22 protein-coding genes are annotated in these 23,920 nt (G+C 32.0%); 12 read left to right on the forward strand and 10 right to left on the reverse strand.

All coding sequences use genetic code 11. The annotated features are described in order from the left end of the window. Positions 1–11: 11 nt before the first annotated feature. The gene (locus OA93_RS21135) at positions 12–1,040 is read right to left on the reverse strand and encodes a COX15/CtaA family protein (protein WP_039116011.1); all 1,029 of its coding nucleotides are present in this window, start codon (positions 1,038–1,040) and stop codon (positions 12–14) included. Between the two features lie 221 nt (positions 1,041–1,261). Continuing rightward, positions 1,262–2,695: an HD domain-containing protein gene (locus OA93_RS21140; protein WP_039116012.1), complete on the reverse strand. Its 1,434-nt coding sequence runs from the start codon at positions 2,693–2,695 to the stop codon at positions 1,262–1,264. A gap of 328 nt (positions 2,696–3,023) precedes the next feature. Between OA93_RS21140 and yaaA the strand changes: the two genes are divergently transcribed. After that, a complete protein-coding gene (gene yaaA / locus OA93_RS21145) occupies positions 3,024–3,782 on the forward strand; it encodes a peroxide stress protein YaaA (protein WP_039116013.1) in 759 nt (252 codons plus the stop codon). Between the two features lie 80 nt (positions 3,783–3,862). Here the strand turns inward: yaaA and OA93_RS21150 are convergent, their stop codons facing one another. The 4 genes from OA93_RS21150 to OA93_RS21165 form a co-directional block, all read right to left on the reverse strand. Then, positions 3,863–5,746, reverse strand: coding sequence for a M1 family metallopeptidase (locus tag OA93_RS21150; RefSeq protein ID WP_039116014.1), 1,884 nt, complete (start codon positions 5,744–5,746; stop codon positions 3,863–3,865). Positions 5,747–5,962: 216 nt separating this feature from the next. After that, positions 5,963–6,586 carry a hypothetical protein gene (locus OA93_RS21155; protein ID WP_039116015.1) on the reverse strand — a complete coding sequence of 208 codons (624 nt, stop codon included), beginning with the start codon at positions 6,584–6,586 and terminating at the stop codon, positions 5,963–5,965. Between the two features lie 136 nt (positions 6,587–6,722). Next, positions 6,723–8,303 (reverse strand): NADP-dependent glyceraldehyde-3-phosphate dehydrogenase, encoded by a 1,581-nt coding sequence (locus OA93_RS21160; RefSeq protein ID WP_039116016.1) that lies wholly within the window; start codon positions 8,301–8,303, stop codon positions 6,723–6,725. A 70-nt stretch (positions 8,304–8,373) separates the two neighbouring features. Continuing rightward, the gene (locus OA93_RS21165; RefSeq protein WP_039116017.1) at positions 8,374–8,685 is read right to left on the reverse strand and encodes a rhodanese-like domain-containing protein; all 312 of its coding nucleotides are present in this window, start codon (positions 8,683–8,685) and stop codon (positions 8,374–8,376) included. 431 nt (positions 8,686–9,116) lie between these two features. On the opposite strand from OA93_RS21165, the gene OA93_RS21170 reads away from it, so the two are divergent. From OA93_RS21170 to OA93_RS21180, 3 genes are all read left to right on the forward strand, one after another. Beyond that, complete coding sequence (locus OA93_RS21170) at positions 9,117–9,743, forward strand: Crp/Fnr family transcriptional regulator (RefSeq protein WP_039116018.1); 627 nt, start codon at positions 9,117–9,119, stop codon at positions 9,741–9,743. A gap of 189 nt (positions 9,744–9,932) precedes the next feature. Next, positions 9,933–10,718 carry a sulfite exporter TauE/SafE family protein gene (locus OA93_RS21175; RefSeq protein WP_039116019.1) on the forward strand — a complete coding sequence of 262 codons (786 nt, stop codon included), beginning with the start codon at positions 9,933–9,935 and terminating at the stop codon, positions 10,716–10,718. A 140-nt stretch (positions 10,719–10,858) separates the two neighbouring features. After that, positions 10,859–11,896 carry an SMI1/KNR4 family protein gene (locus tag OA93_RS21180; protein ID WP_039116020.1) on the forward strand — a complete coding sequence of 346 codons (1,038 nt, stop codon included), beginning with the start codon at positions 10,859–10,861 and terminating at the stop codon, positions 11,894–11,896. 33 nt (positions 11,897–11,929) lie between these two features. On the opposite strand, the gene OA93_RS21185 is transcribed toward OA93_RS21180, so the two are convergent. The 4 genes from OA93_RS21185 to OA93_RS21200 form a co-directional block, all read right to left on the reverse strand. Next, a complete protein-coding gene (locus OA93_RS21185; protein ID WP_039116021.1) occupies positions 11,930–12,763 on the reverse strand; it encodes a hypothetical protein in 834 nt (277 codons plus the stop codon). A gap of 309 nt (positions 12,764–13,072) precedes the next feature. After that, entirely contained in the window at positions 13,073–13,543 is a 471-nt protein-coding gene (locus tag OA93_RS21190) for a barstar family protein (RefSeq protein ID WP_039116022.1), read from the reverse strand. A 121-nt stretch (positions 13,544–13,664) separates the two neighbouring features. After that, positions 13,665–14,741 (reverse strand): cytochrome d ubiquinol oxidase subunit II, encoded by a 1,077-nt coding sequence (cydB, locus tag OA93_RS21195; protein ID WP_039116023.1) that lies wholly within the window; start codon positions 14,739–14,741, stop codon positions 13,665–13,667. A gap of 2 nt (positions 14,742–14,743) precedes the next feature. Then, entirely contained in the window at positions 14,744–16,075 is a 1,332-nt protein-coding gene (locus tag OA93_RS21200; protein ID WP_039116024.1) for a cytochrome ubiquinol oxidase subunit I, read from the reverse strand. Between the two features lie 498 nt (positions 16,076–16,573). Between OA93_RS21200 and OA93_RS21205 the strand changes: the two genes are divergently transcribed. The 8 genes from OA93_RS21205 to OA93_RS21240 all read left to right on the forward strand — a co-directional run bounded on the left by OA93_RS21205 (position 16,574) and on the right by OA93_RS21240 (position 23,692). Next, positions 16,574–17,989, forward strand: coding sequence for an MBL fold metallo-hydrolase (locus OA93_RS21205; RefSeq protein WP_039116025.1), 1,416 nt, complete (start codon positions 16,574–16,576; stop codon positions 17,987–17,989). A gap of 297 nt (positions 17,990–18,286) precedes the next feature. After that, positions 18,287–18,856 (forward strand): YeeE/YedE thiosulfate transporter family protein, encoded by a 570-nt coding sequence (locus OA93_RS21210; protein ID WP_039116026.1) that lies wholly within the window; start codon positions 18,287–18,289, stop codon positions 18,854–18,856. Positions 18,857–18,866: 10 nt separating this feature from the next. Further along, positions 18,867–19,283, forward strand: a complete 417-nt coding sequence (locus OA93_RS21215) for a DUF6691 family protein (protein ID WP_081912428.1) — start codon at positions 18,867–18,869, stop codon at positions 19,281–19,283. Positions 19,284–19,345: 62 nt separating this feature from the next. Continuing rightward, positions 19,346–20,122: an alpha/beta hydrolase gene (locus OA93_RS21220; RefSeq protein ID WP_039116028.1), complete on the forward strand. Its 777-nt coding sequence runs from the start codon at positions 19,346–19,348 to the stop codon at positions 20,120–20,122. A 322-nt stretch (positions 20,123–20,444) separates the two neighbouring features. Continuing rightward, entirely contained in the window at positions 20,445–20,906 is a 462-nt protein-coding gene (locus OA93_RS21225) for a MarR family transcriptional regulator (protein WP_039116029.1), read from the forward strand. Positions 20,907–20,920: 14 nt separating this feature from the next. Next, positions 20,921–21,553, forward strand: a complete 633-nt coding sequence (locus OA93_RS21230) for an NAD(P)H-dependent oxidoreductase (RefSeq protein ID WP_039116030.1) — start codon at positions 20,921–20,923, stop codon at positions 21,551–21,553. A gap of 32 nt (positions 21,554–21,585) precedes the next feature. After that, positions 21,586–22,152: a YceI family protein gene (locus OA93_RS21235; protein WP_039116031.1), complete on the forward strand. Its 567-nt coding sequence runs from the start codon at positions 21,586–21,588 to the stop codon at positions 22,150–22,152. A gap of 262 nt (positions 22,153–22,414) precedes the next feature. Next, on the forward strand, positions 22,415–23,692 hold the full coding sequence (locus OA93_RS21240) for a hypothetical protein (protein WP_039116032.1): 1,278 nt from the start codon (positions 22,415–22,417) through the stop codon (positions 23,690–23,692). Positions 23,693–23,920 lie beyond the last annotated feature (228 nt).

Below are 23,920 nucleotides of genomic sequence, written 5' to 3' on the forward strand. Positions count from 1 at the left end.
ATATTGGGCTATTACTTACTTAATCTGTGTAAAGTATAAGTCATCGCGCTTAAAAGGAAAAATGCCATTATTTGGTGAATCAAACCTAATGCAAGTGGCACATGATATAAAAGTGTAAAAACACCTAAAATAAACTGTAAAAACACAAAGACAACCAAAGTTTTAATTCCATTTGATTGTGTTTTGCTAAGAGCAAATTGTGTACTTTTAAAGTATAAGAAAAGAATAATAGCAACAACAACATAAGCAAATGTTCTGTGTACAAACTGTACACCACTTTTACCTTCTATTAAATTTTTTACAAGTGTAGATTGTTCGATAAAAACTGAATCATGAATAAATTGTCCGTCACTCATTAATGGCCAATGATTGTGAATTAACCCAGCGTTTAAACCTGCTACAAATCCTCCATAAATAATTTGTATTAAAAGGAGAACCAAGGCAATCCTGGCAATATTACGAAGGGTAACATTAATGGTAATTTTATTTCTTTCAGGATAAATTAAATCCAATGCAACCCATAATGTATAAGCAAAGGTTACAAAAGCAAAAGTTAAATGCAGCGAAAGTCTAAAATGGCTTACATCTGGATTATCTATTAATCCGCTACGTACCATAAACCATCCCAAGAAACCCTGAAAAGCTCCCATTGCCAGAAGAACAATACATTTTTTTATTGTCGAACTGTCTAATCTCTTCTTTATTAGAAAATAAACAAAAGGAATAAAGAAAACCAAACCAATGATACGACCGATAAAGCGGTGAAACCATTCCCAGAAATAAATCATTTTATAATCTGAAAGTTGGAAATCATTATGAATATTAATTTTTTGATATTCTGGAAACTTCTTGTATTGCTCAAAAGCTTCATTCCATTTTGCCTCACTCATAGGCGGAAAAGTATCTGTTACCAAATGCCAATCGGTCATTGATAATCCAGAGTTTGTTAGTCGGGTAATCCCTCCTACTACAACCATTAAAAACAATAAAAAACATCCTGACAAAAGCCAAATGATTACTGATTTATTTTCTCTTTTCATTTTTTTTACTTGAGGTGCAAAATTGCAAAAATGCAAAGTTGCAGAGTCTCCTATTTTGGGTTAATAATTCTCTAATATATTTTTAATTAAGGCTCTAAGATGCTAAGGTTCTGAGGTTCTAAGTTTTTTATTTTTTTCAGAAACTTATTCACTTAGTTTCTCAATGCCTTAGCACCTTTTCTACGCATATTTGGTAAAACCTTTGTGCCTTTGAACCTTAATTACTTTGAACCTTTCGTTAATCCAAGCTTTTCTCCTCTTTTGAGCATAAAATCATAAGCCGCTTGATATTCATTTGGAATTTCACCTTCTAGAATAGCTTCTTTAATGGCTTCTTTTAAAACTCCTATTTCTCTGGAAGGTTTTAGATTATAAATTTCCATAATCTCTTCTCCCGAAATTGGTGGCTGAAAATTACGAACGTGATCACGCTCTTCTACCTCAACGATTTTCTTTCGTACAACCTCAAAATTCTTATGATATTTCTTGAATTTACTTGGATTTTTGGTTGTGATATCGGCTTCACATAAAATCATTAAATTTTCTACATCTTCTCCCGCATCAAAAACCAAACGACGAACGGCGCTATCTGTCACAATATCTTGCGATAAAACAATAGGTCGCGAACTCATGATTACCATTTTTTGCACAAATTTCATTTTGTGATTTAATGGCATATGCAAACGTTCGAATATCTTCTTGGCCATTTTTCCTCCTAAAAACTCATGTCCGTGAAACGTCCATCCTTGTTTTTTACTGAAACGTTTTGTTGGAGCTTTCCCAATATCATGCAATAAAGCAGACCAACGCAACCAAACATCATCAGTATTTGGGCAAATATTATCGACAACCTCTAAGGTGTGGTAAAAATTATTCTTGTGTGTATGTCCTTCTATTTCTTCTACTTGATTTAATGCCGTTAATTCGGGCAAAATAATATCAAGAAGTCCTGTTTGGAATAACAATAAAAATCCAACTGAAGGTTTATCTGTAGAAAGGATTTTGTTTAATTCATCGACAATACGCTCACCCGAAATAATATTAATTCGCTCTGCGTTTTTAGTAATTGCCTGTAATGATTTTTCTTCAATTTCAAATCCTAATTGGTTTGCAAAACGAATAGCACGCAACATACGCAATGGATCATCAGAATAAGTAATATCTGGATCTAAAGGAGTTTTGATAATTTTATTTTCTAAATCACTCAATCCATCAAAAGGATCTGACAAATCTCCGAAAGTATCAGGATTTAAAGATAATGCCAATGCATTTATAGTAAAGTCACGACGATTCTGGTCATCTTCTAGCGTTCCGTTTTCTACAACAGGATTACGGCTATCAAAATGATAAGATTCTTTTCTTGCACCAACGAATTCAATGTCTGTATCTTCAAAACGCAACATTGCGGTTCCGTAAGTTTTAAAAACTTGTACTTTGGGTTGTTTTGGAAGTAATTCTGAAACTTTTAATGCCAATTCGATTCCGCTTCCTACGGCAACGACATCAATATCTTTTTTAAAATCTCGTTTTAAAAGTAAGTCTCTTACGAAACCTCCAATTACGTAACTATCTACATTAAGTTCTTGAGAGGCTTGCGAAATAATTTCGAAGATTTTATTTTGCAAAGCACCTTTATAATTTGTTTTTTTAGCCACGAATTCTCTAATTTTTATAAAATAACAGTAAAATAATATATTGATAATTTTACCGTGCGCAAATTTACAACATACTGTACGCCTTTTACAATCTAGAGCGTATTTTTTTTAGTATTTAGCATTTTCAACTTCATAATTTCGTCAAAAACTATCCGTTATCGATAGCAAACTACTTTTCAGATATAAATTCCCACTAATTAATCTATCCTCGAGGCAAAAAAACAACTATCAATATGATGTCTTTATGATAGTATCAAACAAATCAATCTGTATCTGTTATTCTTTTGATTTCAATTTGTACTTTTGAATCTGTACAAAAAAGTAGAAAATGAAAATTGTTATATCGCCTGCAAAGTCTTTAAATTTCGAAAAAGAATTACCAACTTCTCAATATACCGAAGCTAGCTTACTAAAAGAAGCCAGACAAGTTCATAAAGTTTTAAAACACAAAAACCCTGCAGAATTATCTGAATTAATGGATATTTCGGATAAATTAGCTCAGTTAAACTGGCAACGTAATCAGGATTGGAAAACTCCTTTTACGCCAGAAAATGCACGTCCTGCAGTATTTACTTTTGATGGTGATGTATATACTGGTTTAGATGCTTATACAATTCCGGTAGAGAAACTAGATGTTTTGCAAGATAAATTACGCATACTATCTGGTTTATATGGAATTTTAAAACCATTGGATTTAATTCAGGCTTACCGATTAGAAATGGGAACTAAATTACCTATTGGTGAAGCAAAAAACCTATATGAATTCTGGAAAGAAACGGTTACTAAAACATTAAACAAGGAACTTAAAAAAGGTGAATTGTTTGTAAATCTTGCCAGTAATGAATATTTCTCGGCTGTAGATGTTAAGGCTTTAAAAGTGCCTGTAATTACTCCTGACTTTAAAGATTATAAAAACGGAAAACTAAAAATAATTAGTTTCTTCGCCAAGAAAGCAAGAGGAATGATGGTGCGTTATATTATAGATACTAATGCCGAAACTATTGATGATTTAAAAGGTTTTAATTACGAAGGATATCAATTTGATGCTAATCTTTCTAAAGGAAATCATTTGGTTTTTACCCGATAAAAAGAAAACTTATTATAAAACAAAACCGTCTCATTCTATAAAAGAAAGAGACGGTTTTTTATTTTCTGGTCTTAAAATTATTATTTAGCTGACCAAGTATTATTTCTTGGTGTTGCATCTACAAAAATTCCACCATCTATAGTTACAGATTTTACTTCTTTGGTTGTATTAAAATTGACAGAAGTTTTCTTTTGGTTGCCTTTCCATGTTGCAGGAGTTTCGTGTAATGTATCTGTTGTACCATCTGCATACACAACAATTACATCAAAAGGAATTGCAAACCCGCCTTTATTTTTAATATAAACCACCGTGTTTTTAGCCTTTATATCAACTTTATCAATAGCGATATCAATATAATTATTTGTAAAGAACCAATTTTCAAAAAACCAATTCAGATTTTTACCTGAAGCTGTATTAAATGAATTAAAATAATCCCACGGAATAGGATGTTTACCATTCCAATTATCCATATAAGCATGTAGTGATTTCTTAAAAAGATCATCTCCCAGCAAATCTTTTAAGGCGATATAAGATAATGATGCTTTACCATAAGAATTGTTTCCATATCCTGCACCCGAAACTTGTGTAGACATGGAGATTATCGGCTGATCTTCCTCTGTAGATGGATCATTTATATAATTATTTACTCTAAATTTTTTATAAAATTCATCGGCAGCTTCTTTACCGTGTTGCGAAATACCAATTAAATATTCGAATGTGGTTGCCCAACCTTCATCCATAAATGCATAACGCGTTTCGTTTATTCCCATATAAAAAGGGAAATAAGTATGTGCCACTTCATGATCCTGAACCAATTGCGCAAAAATAGGATCTCCCATTTGAGAATCATTACACATCATTGGGTATTCCATATCGGCAAAACCCTGAAACGCTGTCATTTTAGAAAATGGATATGGAACTCCTGGCCAATTGTTAGAAAACCAATCCAGCGCATATCTGTTATTTTTTACAGAAACTACAAAATCAGTTCCTTTTATATCGTAAGCCGCCTGAACGCTTGCACGACGATTTGTTTTTTTATCTACAACAACGCTACTTGCATCCCATAAATAATGATCACTTAAACCGAAACAAACATCTGAGATATTTTTGGCTTCAAATTTCCAGATATTCCAATCGTTTTGTTTGGTAACAGAACCGCTTTTCATTTCTTGTTCATTTGCTATATGCAAAATCTCATCTGTAGTATATGATTTTTTTAATCGTGCCGAAAATTCTGGTTGCAAAACCTCATCAGGATTTAATAAATCTCCTGTTCCGTAAACCACATAGTTTTTGGGTGCTTTTACTGAATATACATAATCATTAAAATCATTGTAAAATTCCTGACGATCAGTATGTGGCAATCTATCCCAATTGTTGTAATCATCAAAAACTGTGACACGAGGATAACTATATGCAACAAAGAATGTTGTATTATCTATTTGTCCTTCTCTCCCGCTTTCTTTAGATAAAGGATAGTTCCAATCGATATTAATTGTAATTTTAGAATGAGGAAGCATTGGCTTATTCATTTTTACATTCCCAACTGTTCCCCAACTTCTTCCATCTTCTTTATATATTTCTCCTTCTATTTTTAAAGATGTAATTGTTAATCCATCACTCAAGAAATCATTACTAACGTCTCCACTTCTTGGCGAAGATGGTTTATGAAGATTATTTACAAACCTAATTGGTAAATTCTGCAATGTATCATTACTATTGTTTTCGTAAATAATAGTTTCTGTACCGCTTACAATTTTAGTATCAGCATTTACTGTTATATCAATTGTATATTTTCCATGATTCTGCCAATAGTTTTTCCCAGGTTTCCCATCCATAGAACGAGTTCCTTTTGCGTAAGCTTCTTTTATATTTCTTGGCATATATAGTTCTTGTGCAAAACTATATTGTGCCATACCTATAAATGCAAATAGCAGTAATTGAGATATTTTTCTTTTCATAGTTGGTTATTTTTGATGATTATCAATAGTATTCTTGATTAGTTATGAATAGCATAAAGTTGTTACAATTATTCTTCAAATTTATTCTATTATCTTATACTTTAACCAAATAATTATCTTAAATCACTCAAATAAACCAACTTACAGTTCTTTCTTTAACAGAATAAAAAAACCGCCTTATTCCAAATGGATTAAGACGGTTTAAAATACTATCGTTTATTTTGTATCCTGATTGATTCGTTCATAATATATTTCTTCATTATCTAAATCAATTTTAGCTTTACCCGAATCTGTTATTTTTCCAGTATTAATAGCTCGGAGATTTTTTGAATATTCATCTATATAATAACTCCATAATCGCTTATCCGAAGTTAACATTTCTGTTATGTGATTGTTTTTTTCAAAAGAATCATAAAAAATAATCTCTTCTGTTTTAATCAATTTCATTTCTTTCGTACTCTTATTCTGCAAATAATACGAAATTTTATCGGCATCAATAATCATCAACTCATTTTCAACCTTATCACTTTTTAAATTCTTATGTGACCAACTCGGAATATTTCCGTTCATTTTCCATGTTCCAACCAATTTATCGATTAGTTTTTTTCTGATAACTGGTTTTAACGAATCAAATTTATTTTTAGAAATTTTCCCTAATTCAGAATCTGGTTTTATTTTATAAGCAAATAAAAAAAAGTCTGCCGCTGCAGCAAATTCATTTTTATCAAAATAAGAAATAGCCGAATCATATTTATTCTTTTGGAGCCACATTTTTTGATCTGACTGTGACCAAGATTGAAATGAAAATAAGAAAAGAAAAAGGAACGTAAAATTTTTCATGGTATTTTTTGTAATTCTATATATAATATATTGAAGCAAAAATACTACAAATTAAACAAACTCTCTTATATATAAAACAAAAAAACCGCCTTACTCCAGATGGATTAAGACGGCTTTAAACATTAAAAAATAGCTACTACAAGATATAATCGGTATTTATAAAATTCGATTCTTTACTATTTAATAATTCTTGCAAAATGGCATTATTGTAATCATTATCTTTTGATGCTACGAATGTTCTTATAGAGAACGAACGTAAGGCATCGTGAATGCTTAAGGTTCCTACAGCCGAATCTTTACGACCTGTAAATGGGAAAACATCTGGTCCTCTCTGGCAAGAACTATTCAGGTTTACTCTGCACACTAAATTTACCAAAGTATCAATAAGTGGTGCAATCGTTTTAATGTCTTTACCAAACAAACTTACTTGTTGTCCGTAATTAGACTCGGCCATATCATTTAATGGTTCTTGAATATCCTTAAAGGTCAAGATAGGTACAACTGGGCCAAATTGTTCTTCGTGATATACACGCATTTTTTTATTTATCGGGAATAAAACAGCTGGAAATATATAATTCTCTGTGTGTAACCCTCCTTTTTCATTAATTATTTTTGCTCCTTTATGAGTAGCATCATGTATTAATTCCTGGATATAATGTGGTTTCTCTGGCTCAGGAAGCGGCGTAAGCGAAACTGATTTATCCCATGGATTCCCAAAAATCAAAGAATCTACTTTTGCTGCAAAGCGTTTATTAAATTCTTCGGCTATAGATTCATGCACATATAAAATCTTTAGTGCAGTACAACGTTGTCCGTTAAACGATAAAGTACCAACAACACATTCCTGAATAGCCAAATCTAAATCGGCATCTGGTAAAATAATCGCAGGATTTTTTGCTTCTAGTCCTAATACTAAACGTAACCTGTTTTTATTAGGATGCTGATCTTGTAATGCAATAGCCGATTTACTATTTCCTATTAAAGCCAAAATATCTACTTTTCCAGATTTCATAATTGGCGATGCTACTTCTCTACCTCTACCATATACAATATTAATTGCTCCTTTTGGGAAACTACTTCTAAAAGCTTCTAATAAAGGTGACAATAATAAAACACCGTGTTTTGCAGGTTTAAAAATTACAGGATTCCCCATAATCAATGCCGGAATAAGCAATGAAAATGTTTCGTTTAATGGGTAATTATAAGGTCCAAGACATAATACAACCCCTAGAGGCCCTCTTCGTACCATGGCGTTTATTCCTTGTACTTTAGAGAAACTTGCTCCACGAGAATTTAATTCCTTGTAACTATCGATAGTATCGTAAATATACTCTACCGTTCTATCAAACTCTTTCTCAGAATCCCCTAATGATTTCCCGATTTCCCACATCAATAGTTTTACAACTTCGGCACGAGTGGTTTTCATTTGAGAAACAAAATTCTCCATACATTTTATACGATCCACAACTTTCATTGTCGGCCATAAACCTTGTCCTTTATTGTAGGCTGCAGTTGCAGATTCTACAACTTCCATAGCTTCGGCCTCTCCCATAAAAGGAATAGATCCCAATAAAGTTGGCGTATATTTTTCGGTAGATGATATGGTAGAAAAAACAGGTGTGGTTTGCCCTGTCCATTTTTTTAACTCTCCGTTTACAAGATAGGTATCCTGTACCAATGGAGTATTTATTTGGTATTCCTCTGGTATAAAACTCATTATTTGGTTATTTAGTTTTTGGTTATTTAGTTTATAGAAAATAAAAAAGAGGCACGCGCCTCTTCTTTATTTATGGTGTAACGGTTTCTCCGTCCCAGTCTAGTATACCTCCTAATAAATTGTAGGCGTTATCAAACCCCATCTCATTCATTATTTGGCACGCTTTTGCACTTCTGGCTCCAGAACGACAGTACACATAATAATTTTTATTTTTATCTAATTCCTCTAGCTCATAAATAAAAGCCTGTCCTTTATTGATATCAATATTAAGAGCATTTTCTATATAGCCATCATTGTATTCGTCTTCAGTTCTTACATCAAGTATAACTGCATTTTCGTCAGCTTCAAATTGAGCTACCCAATCTTCTTGTGATAAATTCATGATATCGTATTTTTAGGTAAAATTACAACGTTTTTGGCAAACTATAAACCTCCTATTTGTGATTTATATTATAATTCGTAGAAAACGTTTTAGCAAAGATATAATAATCAACGAATTCTGTTTTCTACAAATAATTTTTAAAAATACAGTCTACAAAACCCATAGAAAATAGGATATTATTATTTGAGTAAATTGGCTTTTAAATAAAAAACACTACCTAATTAATACCATAATAATCGGTTATCTTTGTAATAAATTATACTTTTAAAAGTCATTTTAACAAAAACATCTGAAACAGATTTCATAAATCAACACAAATTAATTCATGACTCTAGACTAAAAGTCGAAGAGGCGAAGCAAATTCGTGGCAAAAAATAAAATCTCAATATAAGAGTTTTTAAAATTTTCTAAGTGTTTAAAAAACAACATCAATGCAAACTCCTTTAAAAAACATATTTCCAAACTTTTCTAACGAATTAATTTCAGCTATCGAAAGTAATGCTACTATGCAGGATTCCGAAGCAGGAACTATCTTAATGCGAACGGGACAATACATAAAAAATACGGTTTTAATAACCAAAGGCAAAATCAAGATTTACCGTGAAGGCGAAGATGGTGGCGAGTTTTTTATGTATTATTTACAACCAGGTCAGGCTTGTGCCATATCTATGATTTGTGCTACCAAGAGCGAGAAAAGTCAGATTATGGCAAAAGTAGTCGAAGATGTTTCAGTAGTTATGATTCCGTTAACCTTAATGGATAAATGGATGATGGAACACCGCAGTTGGTACGAATTTGTTATCGAAACTTACAGAAGTCGTTTTGAAGAAGTCCTGGAAGTTGTAGATAGTATTGCATTCCGATCTATGGATGAACGCTTAGAGTTTTATCTGAAACGTCATAAAGATGCTTGCGGATGTACCGAACTAAAAGTATCTCATCAAGAAATTGCAACCGAACTTAATACCTCACGAGAAGTAATTTCGCGCTTATTAAAAAAAATGGAACAACGAGGTTTGGTTAAGTTAAACCGAAACCAAATTGAGCTTTTGAAATAAAACATTTCATTTAAAATTGAACCATTAAGAGATTAAGAAAAGTTAAGTCTTGCTTCTTAATTAAACTTAATCTCTTAATGGTAAAACTCCCTAACAGCAAAGCGAAATTTGCATTTAATAAACCCAATGTGATAAATGTTACTGTAGCTTATGTTTTAAGAAACAACCTTTGTATCAAAAAAATCATCAATGGAATATTTAGGTTACTTTGCTTCAATTATTATAGGACTTTCATTAGGCTTAATTGGCGGAGGGGGATCTATTCTTACTATCCCAATTTTAGTCTATTTATTTAAGATAAATCCAGAGCAAGCCACTACATATTCATTGTTTATAGTAGGAATCACAGCGTTATTTGGGAGTTATAGCCATTACAAAATGGGGAATCTCAAGCTTAAATCGGCATTGTATTTTGCCATTCCATCGGTTGTTTCCATCTTGATTATTAGAGAAGTAATCTTTCCTCAGATTGCAGCAACATTATTTTCAGTTGCTTCCTATACCGTTTCCAAAGATTTCCTAATCATGCTTATTTTCTCGGTATTAATGATAGCAGCAGCCATCTCGATGATTAAGAAAAACAAAGCCGAACTAAAACCAACAGAAACCAATTACAACAAACTAAGTATAATAGGATTTATAGTTGGTATCGTAACAGGATTTCTAGGTGCTGGCGGAGGTTTTTTAATTATTCCTGCGCTAATATTCTTTGCCAATTTGCCAATGAAACAAGCCGTAGGAACATCATTGCTTATAATTTTTATTAATTCCTCCATAGGTTTTGGAGGAGATTTATACATAGGAACTCCCGTAGATTATATCTTTTTATTAGAAATTTCGGGCATTGCTCTTTTAGGAATGCTTATAGGAACACAACTCTCCAAAAAAATCGATGGTACTAAATTAAAACCCCTATTTGGATGGTTTGTATTAGTAATGGGATTTTATATAATTACTAAAGAAATTTTCTTTTAAGATAATTTCAATTTAATCTTTGTTGTCTTTCTGATTATATATTAAAGAGTCAAAACTTTTTTAATTCATTAAATAAAAATAAGCTTGAGGAAACTTTTTTCAGTACATTTAACTTAATACTGGTATTACGAATTAACCTTATGGCAAAAACAATCAAACAATACGAAGAAAGTTTATTTACTGAAGACGATGGAAGTAAATTCTCTAAAATAAAAGACAAACTAATAAAAAGCTTCTCCTCTACCGACAGAGAAAAAGTCATCGAAATTTTAATTCAATATTCAAAAGATGGCAAAATGCTACATTGGAGAAATTTCTTGTTGACTGACATTATTGATCTGGCAAAAGAAGACGAAACAAATTACATTGACTTCTTCAAATGGACAATTACAAAACCCGAACTTACTTATTGGGGAATCGATGGACTCATAAAAACAAAAGGAGAAAAAGCATATAAAACGCTGATTGAGTTAGCTCAAGACGAAAACTTACCAACAGACGTTCGCGCAAAAGCAATCAAAAGTATTGCAATACATAGCAAACAACCTTTTGACCGTGATTTACCAAAAGATCCTGGTTATTGGAAAATTGAAAACTTTAGGATTAACGAATTATTAGATTGGCAAAGCAAAGCCTACAAACAAGGCTCAGGTCATAAAGAACCCAAAATTCATCCAACATTAAAAAATCCAAAAACAGAACTAGAAAAAGCAGTTTCTAAACTAGACGACAAATTAAAAATAGAAAGAGATAAGCAACAAGATTTATCAAATCCTTCGGATTGGCTTGCAATTGCCGACGAAAACAAAATTGCAGCAATAGAACAAAAATGGAAACTACCAGAAAATTATCTGCTATTTCTTAAGAACTATTCCCCAATTAATGTATTTATCGACGATGAAAAATTCTTTCAAGGATTAAATTTATATGGAGCCAATGATTTAATCAAATCCCAAAATGGTTATTCATTCAACTCAATGACATCTGAAATTCTTACCGATTGGCCTCCTAATTATATTGTAATTGCCGATGCAGGCGCTGATCCATACTGTATTGATATTGCAAACATTACAAACAACGACGCACCAATTTATACAAGTATGCATGGAAATGGAAAATGGGAATTCGAAATATATGCAGACTCATTCGTTGATTTTTTAAAAGACATCGTAGAGTAATCTTTTTCAAAGTTCTTTTTACTTTGACAAAGATTATAACTCATATTTCCATTTCATTTCTTTATTATCAAACTCAATTTTCAGATAACGAATATGGCTAACAGGAATCTTAGTTATATTATGGCGCTTTATTTCCCAATCTTTAACTGACATAACTAAGTCAATTGCATCTTTTTCGAATTCAGTATATGGGCGTTTCTTTTTAATGTTTAATTCCCTTTGCAAACCATATATAGAATCATACTTAAACTCCCCTTCCGAGTTTACCAGATCTATACCTGTAAAAAGAGAAATTAATTTTCCGTTTTTGTCTATATACAATCCCAATAAAACATGTCGATTTCCATAATCTTTAAGCTTTCCTGCTTTAAAAATAGAATCAATGTTAGAAATCGGATTAGGGAGATTAAAATCACTTTCGAATTGATAAATAAAATCATCAATTTTAAATTTATTCCCATTTTCCAACATCTTCTCATTGAGAACAACATTATTAGTCCATTTCAATGAAGCCGAATTAGAACAGTTTTTTTCAAACACTAATTTCCCATTCCTTTCAGAGGCATATACAACCCATTCCTCATTTACAAAAGCTTCCCAATAACAAGAATTTTGAGCGCCTTTCTTTTGGTATCTAAAAGTAAATGACAATTCATTTGGAATATTCTCGTTTTTATAACTTTTCAGAACCTTAAATGTGATCGTATAATTAGAAGAATCTTTATCAAAACTCTTTTGTATTATTCTTCCAGTAAATACCTCTTTTGAGGAATAAAATTCTAATATAGCTTTCGGAATATCGCAATCACATGCAAAACTATTAATACATCCGAAAAAGAAAAAAAACAGCGTAATTATGTATTTCATTTATTAAAATAATTCGTTCGAAACTAAATAACTAAAATTATTATTTAGAATTATATTTGGGGCGTTCCCTTTGGTCGGGCTATCCGCTATATCTTTTTATTAGAAAAAAATAAAAAGGATAACGCTCCTATCCCTAACGCGACCATAGAGATAATAATTTTTTGATTTTATAAAACGTTAAAAAAACAACTTTCAACACAAAAATAGCGCGGATTTTCAATCCGTGCCCATTCCAACCAAAGCACTATTTTTTTGATTTAGATTGTGGGCACGGATTAAAAATCCGCGCTATCGTGTTTGCTTTACTATTTAATACCAAAAGAAATTATTAGCTCCAAAAGGATTTAAACTAAATGCTCTATTTTCTACTTTAACTAAAATTAAAAGTCTTTCTAAAAATATTAAATGCCTTTGGGCACTTGACACAAATACATCAATTAAAGTGTGAGCATCTTTTATATTCATATTATTAAAATTATCGAATATAACTACAAGACCATTCTCCTGAATTTCTATTTCATTTAAACATTCTTGTAATGCGTCCCAATTATTTCCATAATAGTTCGGAAAATCAAATTGATTATGCAATGAATCATGCATTGCTTTTTTATCAGTCCATTCTGTACAATCAAACGTAATAATTTTATATCCTTCAGAAACAAACCATTCTGTATTATCCTTTAAAACTTGATAATCATTATATGGTTTTAAAAAACCTCTAGACATAATCTCATAATCTAATCTCTTCCATGTTTCAGGTTCATTCTTAAATTTAATCATAATTGCTTAAAATTATTATCAACTTGTTTTCCCATTGACTTCATCCAAAACAATTTCTAATTTTAGCTAAAACCAACTGCTAATCACATAATTAATTCGTGAAATTCGCGGCTAAAAAAACTTAATGTTCCCCATATCCAATATCATCCATTTTACCACTAAAAACACGGTATTGAATAATAAAATAAACAATTACCAAAGCCAAAGCGATAAAAAACCAGCTCATTCCGGCTTCTAATCCGTATTCGTGCGCTGCAGTATTATAAATCGTTAAAGAAGGATTTACATTATTGGTAGATGGCAAAACATTTGGAAAAATTGAAACTGCCGTAGAAGCAAAACCTCCCACAAGAAACAATGTAGAGAATACAAATCCTAAACCGTCTTTTTTGTACGAGCGTACCTTAAATAATCCTATAATACCAATAAAAGTAATTAATGGGAAAACCCACAATATTGGCGTTTCAATAAAATTATGAAAAGGTTTTGGCTCTATAAAATGCCAAATTTGCAAGGATATAAACACCAAAATAAGCAATACGATATTGAGTTTAAAAACTACATTTTTTAGCTTTTCATTTAAAGAAGAATTGGTTTTAAAAATAATCCAGTTTGCACCATGAATCGTTAAAGCTACAACACTTACAATCCCCAAAAACAAAGTAAACCAATCGATAATTCCTAATTCAGCCGCTTGCGGGCTAAAAGTAGGATTCCATAAAGGCAAAAAGAAAAAATGAGCTTCCTGAGTAGAAACACCGTTTACAACCATACCTAAATTTACACCACGAACAATATTCCCTAAAGCAATCCCAAAGAATAAAGCCAATAGTAAACTCGCAATCCCAAATGCTTTATCCCAAATTACCTCCCACATCGGATGATGAATTTGTCCGCGCATTTCAAGTCCAATTGCTCTAAAAATAAGCAACCACAAAATCATAATCAATGGCAGATAAAACCCGCTGAACGAAGATGCATATAAAATCGGGAAAGCAAAAAACAAAACACCTCCCGCAGCAATAATCCATACCTCATTGGCATCCCAAAAAGGGCCAATCGCACTGGTTATCGCTTTCTTATCTTTTTCTGTTTTGGCAAAAAATAAATGAATAATTCCTGCACCAAAATCATAACCGTCTAATACAATGTAAACGGCTAGAATTCCCATTAAAACTACGTACCAAAAAAATTCCATAATTATATTTTTTCTGTGTGAGGTCCTTTATTGATGATTTTTCCAACCATTAGCAAAAACAACATGCCCAATAAAAGATACAATCCTATAAATCCTAATAATGTAAATAATGTATTCCCAGAGGAAACCGTTGGCGAAGCACCTTCGGCAGTGCGTAATAAATTATAAACCAACCACGGCTGACGACCTAATTCGGCAGTGTACCATCCTGTAGTATTGGCGATATACGGAAACGGAAGCATAAAAAGCAACGACCATAAGATCCATTTGGTTTCAAAAAGTTTTTTACGGCAAAGCTGAAAAACAGCAAAACTCATCAAGCCTATAAAAATCGTACCCAATCCTACCATAATATGATAAGCATAATACAATCCCGATATATTCGTTGGGTGAACACTTTCGTCAAACTGGTCCAATCCTTTAATTTCTTCATGCCAGCTGCCATAAGTTAGGAAACTCAAGATATTAGGAACGGCTATTTTATTATCTAGTTTTTTATCTTTTACATCGGGCTGACCGATAAGAACAATCTCTGAACCTTTTTTCTCAGTATGAAAAATTCCTTCCATAGCTGCAAAAGTCACAGGCTGGTATTTTACCACATTCTTAGCCAGTAAATCACCCGTAGGAACGGCTACAATTACACACGAAATCAATCCGAAGATAACACCCGTTTTTACGAATAGTTTTCCGTAAGTCAAATTCTTTTTACTCAAAATATAAAAAGCACCAATTCCTGCAACAACAAATGAACTTGTTACCATCGAAGCTGCCTGATTGTGTAAATATGAAGGCCATAACCAAGGATTAAGGAACAAGGCTTGAAAATTGGTTAATACAAATCTTCCGTTTTCAAGAATTTCATATCCTACAGGATTTTGCATCCATGAATGTGTAGCAATAATTAAAAACCCACTAGCCCACGAACCAATGCATATTAATAATCCAGTAACAAAATGCCATTTATGTCCGAGTAGTTTTTCTCCAAATAGAAATATTCCAAGAAACGATGATTCTAAGAAAAAGGAAAACATCCCTTCCATGGCAAGAGTTTGCCCAATAATTCCACCAGTTAATTCCGAAAACTTAGCCCAATTGGTTCCAAACTGAAACTCCATCGGAATTCCCGTAACAACACCCATTGCAAAATTCAAGGCGAAGATTCTCATCCAAAAATGAGTAGCGTGATTGTATTGTTCGTTTTGAGTTTTTAAATATTTCCATTTAAAATATACAATGATTAAGGAAAGTCCCATTGTAAGTTGCGGAAAGAGGTAGTGAAAAGTTATTGTAAATGCGAATTGCATTCGGTCATAAAAAAGCATTTCTTCCATACTAGCGTATTTTATTTTATTATGAGGTTTCGCAAATTTACCTATTAAATGTAACATTTAATGACATAAAAAAAACTTTATCACCTTGCCTTTATAAAAAATTTTAGTTAGTTCAAAACAGCTAAAACACTAATTACATAAAAACCACACAACTAAAAACAAGCATTACTTACTTAAACACTATACCATTATTTTTTTAAACCATTTAAGTCATTTAAGCCCATTTAAGTTTCACTCAAATAGCTTAACTTACATTTACTTATATCACTTATATGGTGAATTACTTACTTAACTACCCTACCATTATTTTTTTTTAGATTATAAGTGATCTAAGTTAATTTAACTTTTATATAAATAGGCTGACTACTATTTACTTATATCACTCATACTGTTCAATTTTTCTTTTTTTTAGCTCAAAAAAAATTCTGTAACATTAGTCACTTATTTTCCAAAAAAACAAAGTTACCTTTGTAAAACATTATTTAAGATTACACAACAATGAAAATTGAACAAATTTATACCGGATGTTTAGCACAGGGCGCCTATTACATTACTTCAAATGGCGAAGCTGCGATTATAGATCCACTTAGAGAAATACAACCCTACTTAGACCGTTTAAATCGTGACCAAGTAAAATTAAAATACATCTTCGAAACTCATTTCCATGCCGATTTCGTTTCAGGACACGTTGATTTAAGTAAAGAAACTGGTGCACCGATTATTTATGGTCCAAATGCCGAATGTGGATTCGATTGTGTTTCTGCAACCGATGGACAAGAGTTTAAATTAGGAAACATCACAATAAAAGCGTTGCATACTCCTGGGCATACCATGGAAAGCACTACTTATTTATTAATTGATGAAAACGGAAAAGATTATGCGATTTTTTCTGGAGATACTTTATTTATTGGAGATGTTGGTCGTCCCGATTTAGCTCAAAAAGCCACTTCGATGACACAAGAACAATTGGCAGCCATATTATTTAATTCGTTACGAACTAAAATAATGACTTTGGCAGATGATGTTATTGTATATCCAGCTCACGGTGCAGGAAGTGCTTGTGGTAAAAACATGAGTAAAGAAACGGTATCGACAATTGGTAACCAAAAAGCAACCAATTATGCCTTGCGTGCTAATATGACCGAAGCTGAATTTATTACCGAAGTAACCGATGGTTTACTACCTCCTCCTGCTTATTTTAGCATGAATGTGGCTATGAACAAAAGTGGTTATGAAAGTTTTGAATCTGTTTTAGATAACGGAATGAAAACTATAAAAGTTGACGAATTTGAAGCAGTAGTAGAAGAAACTGGTGCTTTGATTTTGGATACTAGAAATAATGGCGATTTTAGCAAAGGATTTATTCCGCAATCGGTAAATATCGGAATCAACGGTGATTTTGCTCCTTGGGTAGGAACTTTAATTGCCGATGTAAAACAACCTATAGTATTAGTAACCGAAAAAGGACTGGAAGAAGAAGCTGTAACCCGATTAAGTCGTGTAGGTTTTGATTCGATTATCGGACATCTTGAAGGTGGTTTTGATGCCTGGAAAAATGCAGGTTACGAAATTGATACGGTAAACAGAATTACACCTGACCAATTTGCAAATGAATTTAAGGTTGAAGAAAACAAAGTAATCGACATTCGTAAAGAAACTGAATATAGTGCCGAACATATAGAAGATGCTTACAACAAACCATTAGCTTATATTAATGACTGGGTAAAAGATATCGACCCAAAAGAGCATTTTTATTTGCATTGCGCTGGCGGATACAGAAGTATGATTGCTGCATCAATATTACAAGCACGCGGATTTAGAAACTTCACCGAAGTTGAAGGTGGTTTTAATGCTATTGCAAAAACTACAATTCCAAAATCAGATTTCGTTTGTCAAAGCAAAGTTTTAAAGTAAATAAGTAACAAAGGTACAGAGGTTCAAAGCAACAAAGGTTTTAGTCCTAGAGTGTAAGAAACTTTAGTTTTACATAAAACAACCCCAAGCTTGTCATTTCGACGAAGGAGAAATCTCCGCAAGAAACTAACTCACCGTTTTTTTCTTAAATTGTCGAGCTACTCGTGGAGATTTCTCCTTCGTCGAAATGACAAAAATGCGCAGACTAAGTTTAAACTTGAGTTTTTCTCAAAGTTCCTTATTCTCTTGGTTTTTAACCTCTGAACCTTTGCCTCTTAAAACCTAAAAAAAAGAAAAATGAATTTAATTGAAATCATAAAAGAACCTTGGCCTTGGTACGTTTCGGGTCCGCTAATAGGATTGACCGTGCCTATTTTATTAATTTTTGGTAACAAAGCATTTGGTATTAGTTCATCATTACGCCATATATGTGCTATGTGCATTCCTGCAAATATTTCATTCTTTAAATATGATTGGAAAAAAGAAAGTTGGAATTTATTCTTTGTCTTCGGAATATTCTTAGGCGGAATAATAGCAACTGTTTTCTTATCGAATCCAAATGCTATCGAAATAAACTCAAAACTTACAACTGAGTTAGCGACTTATGGTATTACCGATAATTCGGGATTAATGCCAGTTCAGCTTTTTTCATGGGAAAGTTTATTAACCCTACGTGGTTTTATAATGATTGTAGTAGGTGGTTTTCTTGTAGGTTTCGGAACGCGTTATGCGGGAGGATGCACAAGTGGACACGCAATCATGGGAATTTCTAATTTGCAATGGCCTTCGCTGGTAGCAACTATTTGCTTTATGATTGGCGGATTTGTTATGGCAAACCTGATTCTTCCTTATATACTTTCACTTTAAAACTTTAAAAATGAAAATTTCAAACTTAAAATATATGCTTGTCGGAATTGTATTCGGCATAGTATTCGTAAAAGCCGAAATCATCAGTTGGTATCGTATTCAGGAAATGTTCCGTTTACAATCTTTCTTTATGTACGGCGTAATCGGAAGCGCAGTTGCAGTAGGAATGCTGTCTGTTTTTTTGATAAAAAAATTCAAGGTAAAAACTATTCAGGGAGAAGAAATCAAGATTGAGCCTAAAACATTTAGTAAAGGTCAGATTTATGGCGGATTGTTATTTGGATTTGGTTGGGCAATTACCGGAGCTTGCCCTGGTCCCCTATTTGCACAAATAGGAACTGGAGTTACAGTAATTGCAGTAACATTGGTAAGCGCAATATTAGGAACTTGGGTTTATGGTTATTTTAAAGATAATTTGCCTCATTAATATTTTTCCTAAACTTAATTATTAGATATCCTCACAAACAAAATTTATAGAAGCATAGCTAAATGACCAAAATATATTCTCAGATTTTACTTTGCTTACTATTGATAAGTTGTTCAGGCAATAAGAAAACGAATAGTCAAGTATCAAATACTACTTATGACGTTAAGTTAGACAACATAGAAATATTTGATAATTCAAGAGATAGAAAAATTCCTGTTGCCATATATCATCCAAATACAGACAAGAAAATAAATAACCAACAGGCAATAATTTTCAGTCATGGATATGGAGAAAACAAAGGTGGAGATAATATGATTTATTCCCATTTAACTGAAAATTTAGCGTCAAAAGGATATTTTGTTGTCAGTATTCAACACGAATTACCAACAGATGATCTTCTTGCAATGGAAGGAGATTTAAAAATTACCAGAAGACCTAATTGGGATCGAGGCGTTGAAAACATTCGATATGTATTGAATGAATTTAAAAAAACAAATCCTGAGTTAGATTTCAAACATCTAACCTTAATTGGACATTCGAATGGCGGAGATATGACGGCTTTATTTGCTGATAAATATCCTGAATTGGTTTATAGAATTATAACAATGGATAACCGAAGAATGCCTCTTCCCAGAGTTTATAAACCTAGAGTATATACGTTGCGTTCTAAAAACTATAGCGCAGACGAAGGCGTATTACCTACGGAGCAAGAACAAAAAAAATATGGAATCAAAGTTCTATTTACAACTATTAATCATAATGATATGGACAATGACGCAACAATCGAAGAACAAAAAACAATAAATACCTTTATAGAAGAATCCTTAAGCGAAAAATAACTTATATTATATTTCACTTATTTAAGACAGTAACCCCGACAAATTTTTAAAATCTGTCGGTTTTTTTTTTTACACTTCAACCAGAAATTTTTGTCAAAATTTAAACCCTACACAAAGTCTCACGCCACTTTAAGAAACAATTAAACTTCAATTAATCAATACCTTAAATTCAAATTATAAATTATATTTTCCTAATTTTAAACTCGATTTCCAACCACGAAAAAATCCCTTCAATAATATTAACGTAAATTTAACAACACATTTGTATATACAACAATAAAAACATACTACATTTGTATATACAAATTACACACTGACGACTATGACAATTGAAGATGTAATAAAAAGTACCGTTAAGATGGATAATCCAAAAAGAGTTATTCTGAATATCATGTATACACAAAATGTACTTCAGGATAAATTTAATGAGGTTTTAAAACCTTATGATTTATCGGGAGAACAATATAATGTGTTACGTATATTAAGAGGTCAAAAAGGAAATCCAGCTAACATGTGTGTTATACAGGACCGAATGCTGGCAAAAACAAGCAATACAACCCGATTAGTCGATAAATTATTACTTAAGGATTTTGTCACTAGAAATGTATGCCCAAATAATAGAAGAAAAATAGAAGTATCGATTACAGAAAAAGGATTGGGTGTTTTAAAAGAACTAGACCCAAAAGTAATTGAACACGAAACTGTTTTTTCTGAAAACCTGACAACAGAAGAATTAGAATTATTAAATGAATTATTAGAGAAATTTAGAAATCAAAAAAATTAATACAAACAAATAACATGAATACTTTCCTAGAAAATCAAAATTGGAGATACGCAACCAAAAAGTTTGATGCGACCAAAAAAATCTCAACAGAAGATTTAAATACACTTAAAGAAGCGATACGTTTAAGTTCGTCTTCATACGGATTACAACCATATAAAGTAATTTTTGTTGAGTCACCGGAATTAAGAGCAAAATTACAACCAGTTGCTTGGGGACAATCTCAAATTGTTGAAGCATCTCATTTGGTTGTTTTTGCAAATGACACTAATATTGGTGATGCTGAAATTGATGGTTTTATCAAAAACATTAGCGAAACAAGAGGAATCCCAGCTGAATCATTATCTGGATATAGCGATTTTATGAAATCTAAAATCTCTACGCTTCCAGCAGATGTAAAAAATACCTGGGCATCTAAACAAACTTATTTAGCTTTAGGTAATTTATTGAATGCTGCTGCAGAATTAAAAATTGACGTTACGCCAATGGAAGGTTTTGACCCAGCTGCATTTAATGAAATCTTAGGCTTAGATGCTTTAAATTTAAATGCTTCTGTTATCGCAACTGTAGGATACAGACACGAAGAAGATGCAACACAGCATCATAAAAAAGTAAGAAAATCTCAAGAAGAATTATTTATCACACTATAATTATTAATCCAAATTTATTAAAATCAAACAAAATGAAAAATTTAAAATCAATCGCTTTAGCTCTAGTAGTAGCTTTATCATCAGTTTCAATTAACGCACAAACTAAAAAAGTTGACGTTAAAACAAGTACTGTTAAATGGGTAGGAAAAAAAGTAACTGGAGAACACTCTGGGACTGTAAACCTAAAAGATGGTGCTTTAGTATTTAAAGGGAAAAAATTAGCTGGTGGAACTTTCACTGTAGATATGACATCTATTAACGCAACTGACCTTTCTGGTGAATACCAAGGAAAATTAAACGGTCACTTGAAAGCAGATGATTTCTTTGGAACTGAAAAATTCCCAACTGCTAAATTAGTTTTCAAAACTATCGGAGCAAAAGCAACTGATGTTTATACTGTAACTGCAGATTTAACTATCAAAGGAATTACTAAACCAGTAACTTTTGATATTACTGTAAATGGTAACACTGCTACAACTGCATTTAAAGTTGACAGAACTAAATATGATATTAAATACAACTCAGGAAACTTCTTTGAAAACTTAGGAGACAAAACCATCAATGATGATTTTGAATTAACTGTAGCTTTAAAATTCTAATATCACACAAGCTTACTAATTCTTAAAATCCCATTCGCCACGGCGAATGGGATTTTTTTATGCCTTAATTTTTGATATTTAAATACAACAATCGCTTTACGAACAAATAAAATAACGTTCTTAAAGGTATAATAACACTTTCATAATATCTTACCATTCTTTGATTAACAAACCACTTTTACTTTTGGGACAATTAAAAAAGAGTCTTTGTCTCAACCAAAAGACTTTTATCCAAAAATCAAATTTTGCTAAAGACACCACTATGAAAAAAAATTTACACCTTGTAATTATTTGTTTAGTAAGTAGTATTATAGTCAATGCACAACAACAAAAAGGGATTGTTGGCGCATCAAACTGGATGAATAAATGGACAAATTTTAAACCTGCATCAATAGAATATAATGAAGCTACAAATATTCTGGCAGGAACTATCGACAAGGATACCAAATTATATAAGCGAAATACATATCAATTAGTTGGTGTTGTATATTTAACCAATAATGCTGTATTAACAATCGAACCCGGAACGGTAATAAGAGGAGATGATAAAACTTGTGGTACACTGGTAATAACAAATGGCTCTAAGATAATGGCAGAAGGGTTAGAAACTGACCCAATTATCTTTACATCTAACAAGAATGTTGCCGAAAGAAAACCTGGAGATTGGGGCGGAATAATCCTTCTGGGAAAAGCACCGATTAATAAAATGGGTGGAGTTAGTTTCTTAGATTTTAATCTAGATCCTGTTGTAAATCACTATGGCGGACAAGATGCTGACGATAACTCTGGTATTTTAAAATACATACGTATCGAATACTCTGGTAGAAAATTAAATGCTCTAAAAGAAATTAATGGTTTATCATTGGCTGGAGTTGGTCGTAAAACCAAGTTAGAATATATTCAGATCAGTTATTCTAATGATGATTCTTTTGAATCTTATGGCGGAGATGTCGTTATGAATAACTTAGTTTCCTACCGAGCTACCGATGATGATTTTGATTTTACACAAGGAGTACAATGCACTATAAATAATAGTATTGCCATTCGTCATCCCTACTCTTCGGATATTTCAGGTTCAAGATGCTTTGAAATCGATTCGTATGACAAAATAGAAAGTACAGATACAAGCAAAAAACTAACCAAGATAACTGCCAATAATATCACCTTGGTAAATCTGGAAGAAAGCAATCAAGGACTTGTTCGCGAAGCTGCACATATAGGAGAAAATAGTTATTTTACCTTAAATAATAGTGTAATCTCAGGTTTTACACCCTTTATGGTTTTTCAAGGAAAAATTGGAGATGGAATAGTTAACCTTGAAAAAATTAAACTAAACGGATTAATAATCAATAACTGTCAAGGTGCTATTTTAAGCGAAAATTCTAACTTCGATTCGGGCATCAAAAACTGGTATCAAAACCCTGCATTTAACTTAGAATATACAACTATAAGAAATGTCGCATTATTTACAGAACCTAATATTAAAGCAAATCCAGATTTTAGAATGAACTTAAATAATACATTAGTCAGTGGAAATTAAGCCATTAAAATGGGATACTTAAATTAAATTTAACAAAAAACTCAAAAAAATAGAGATTTTTTTTAAAACAATGTATACGAATACTCAAATTACATTTATATATTTGTACCAACAAAAAAGTTTATGAAAACAATTACAAATAATACTTGGTGGTGGAACAATTTACGTCAGACGTCGTGAACTAAGCTTCCTATGGTATTATTCAAACTATAAATATGAAAGGCTTGT

Origin of the sequence: Flavobacterium sp. KMS (genome assembly GCF_000813005.1) — a bacterium.
GTDB lineage: Bacteria > Bacteroidota > Bacteroidia > Flavobacteriales > Flavobacteriaceae > Flavobacterium.

Coding starts and splice junctions, on each gene's coding strand:
- OA93_RS21135 (WP_039116011.1), bottom strand. CDS start 1,040: ATGAAAAGAGAAAATAAATCAGTAATCATTTGGCTTTTGTCAGGATGT.
- yaaA (WP_039116013.1), top strand. CDS start 3,024: ATGAAAATTGTTATATCGCCTGCAAAGTCTTTAAATTTCGAAAAAGAA.
- OA93_RS21150 (WP_039116014.1), bottom strand. CDS start 5,746: ATGAAAAGAAAAATATCTCAATTACTGCTATTTGCATTTATAGGTATG.
- OA93_RS21155 (WP_039116015.1), bottom strand. CDS start 6,586: ATGAAAAATTTTACGTTCCTTTTTCTTTTCTTATTTTCATTTCAATCT.
- OA93_RS21160 (WP_039116016.1), bottom strand. CDS start 8,303: ATGAGTTTTATACCAGAGGAATACCAAATAAATACTCCATTGGTACAG.
- OA93_RS21165 (WP_039116017.1), bottom strand. CDS start 8,685: ATGAATTTATCACAAGAAGATTGGGTAGCTCAATTTGAAGCTGACGAA.
- OA93_RS21170 (WP_039116018.1), top strand. CDS start 9,117: ATGCAAACTCCTTTAAAAAACATATTTCCAAACTTTTCTAACGAATTA.
- OA93_RS21175 (WP_039116019.1), top strand. CDS start 9,933: ATGGAATATTTAGGTTACTTTGCTTCAATTATTATAGGACTTTCATTA.
- OA93_RS21180 (WP_039116020.1), top strand. CDS start 10,859: ATGGCAAAAACAATCAAACAATACGAAGAAAGTTTATTTACTGAAGAC.
- OA93_RS21185 (WP_039116021.1), bottom strand. CDS start 12,763: ATGAAATACATAATTACGCTGTTTTTTTTCTTTTTCGGATGTATTAAT.
- OA93_RS21190 (WP_039116022.1), bottom strand. CDS start 13,543: ATGATTAAATTTAAGAATGAACCTGAAACATGGAAGAGATTAGATTAT.
- cydB (WP_039116023.1), bottom strand. CDS start 14,741: ATGGAATTTTTTTGGTACGTAGTTTTAATGGGAATTCTAGCCGTTTAC.
- OA93_RS21200 (WP_039116024.1), bottom strand. CDS start 16,075: ATGGAAGAAATGCTTTTTTATGACCGAATGCAATTCGCATTTACAATA.
- OA93_RS21205 (WP_039116025.1), top strand. CDS start 16,574: ATGAAAATTGAACAAATTTATACCGGATGTTTAGCACAGGGCGCCTAT.
- OA93_RS21210 (WP_039116026.1), top strand. CDS start 18,287: ATGAATTTAATTGAAATCATAAAAGAACCTTGGCCTTGGTACGTTTCG.
- OA93_RS21215 (WP_081912428.1), top strand. CDS start 18,867: ATGAAAATTTCAAACTTAAAATATATGCTTGTCGGAATTGTATTCGGC.
- OA93_RS21220 (WP_039116028.1), top strand. CDS start 19,346: ATGACCAAAATATATTCTCAGATTTTACTTTGCTTACTATTGATAAGT.
- OA93_RS21225 (WP_039116029.1), top strand. CDS start 20,445: ATGACAATTGAAGATGTAATAAAAAGTACCGTTAAGATGGATAATCCA.
- OA93_RS21230 (WP_039116030.1), top strand. CDS start 20,921: ATGAATACTTTCCTAGAAAATCAAAATTGGAGATACGCAACCAAAAAG.
- OA93_RS21235 (WP_039116031.1), top strand. CDS start 21,586: ATGAAAAATTTAAAATCAATCGCTTTAGCTCTAGTAGTAGCTTTATCA.
- OA93_RS21240 (WP_039116032.1), top strand. CDS start 22,415: ATGAAAAAAAATTTACACCTTGTAATTATTTGTTTAGTAAGTAGTATT.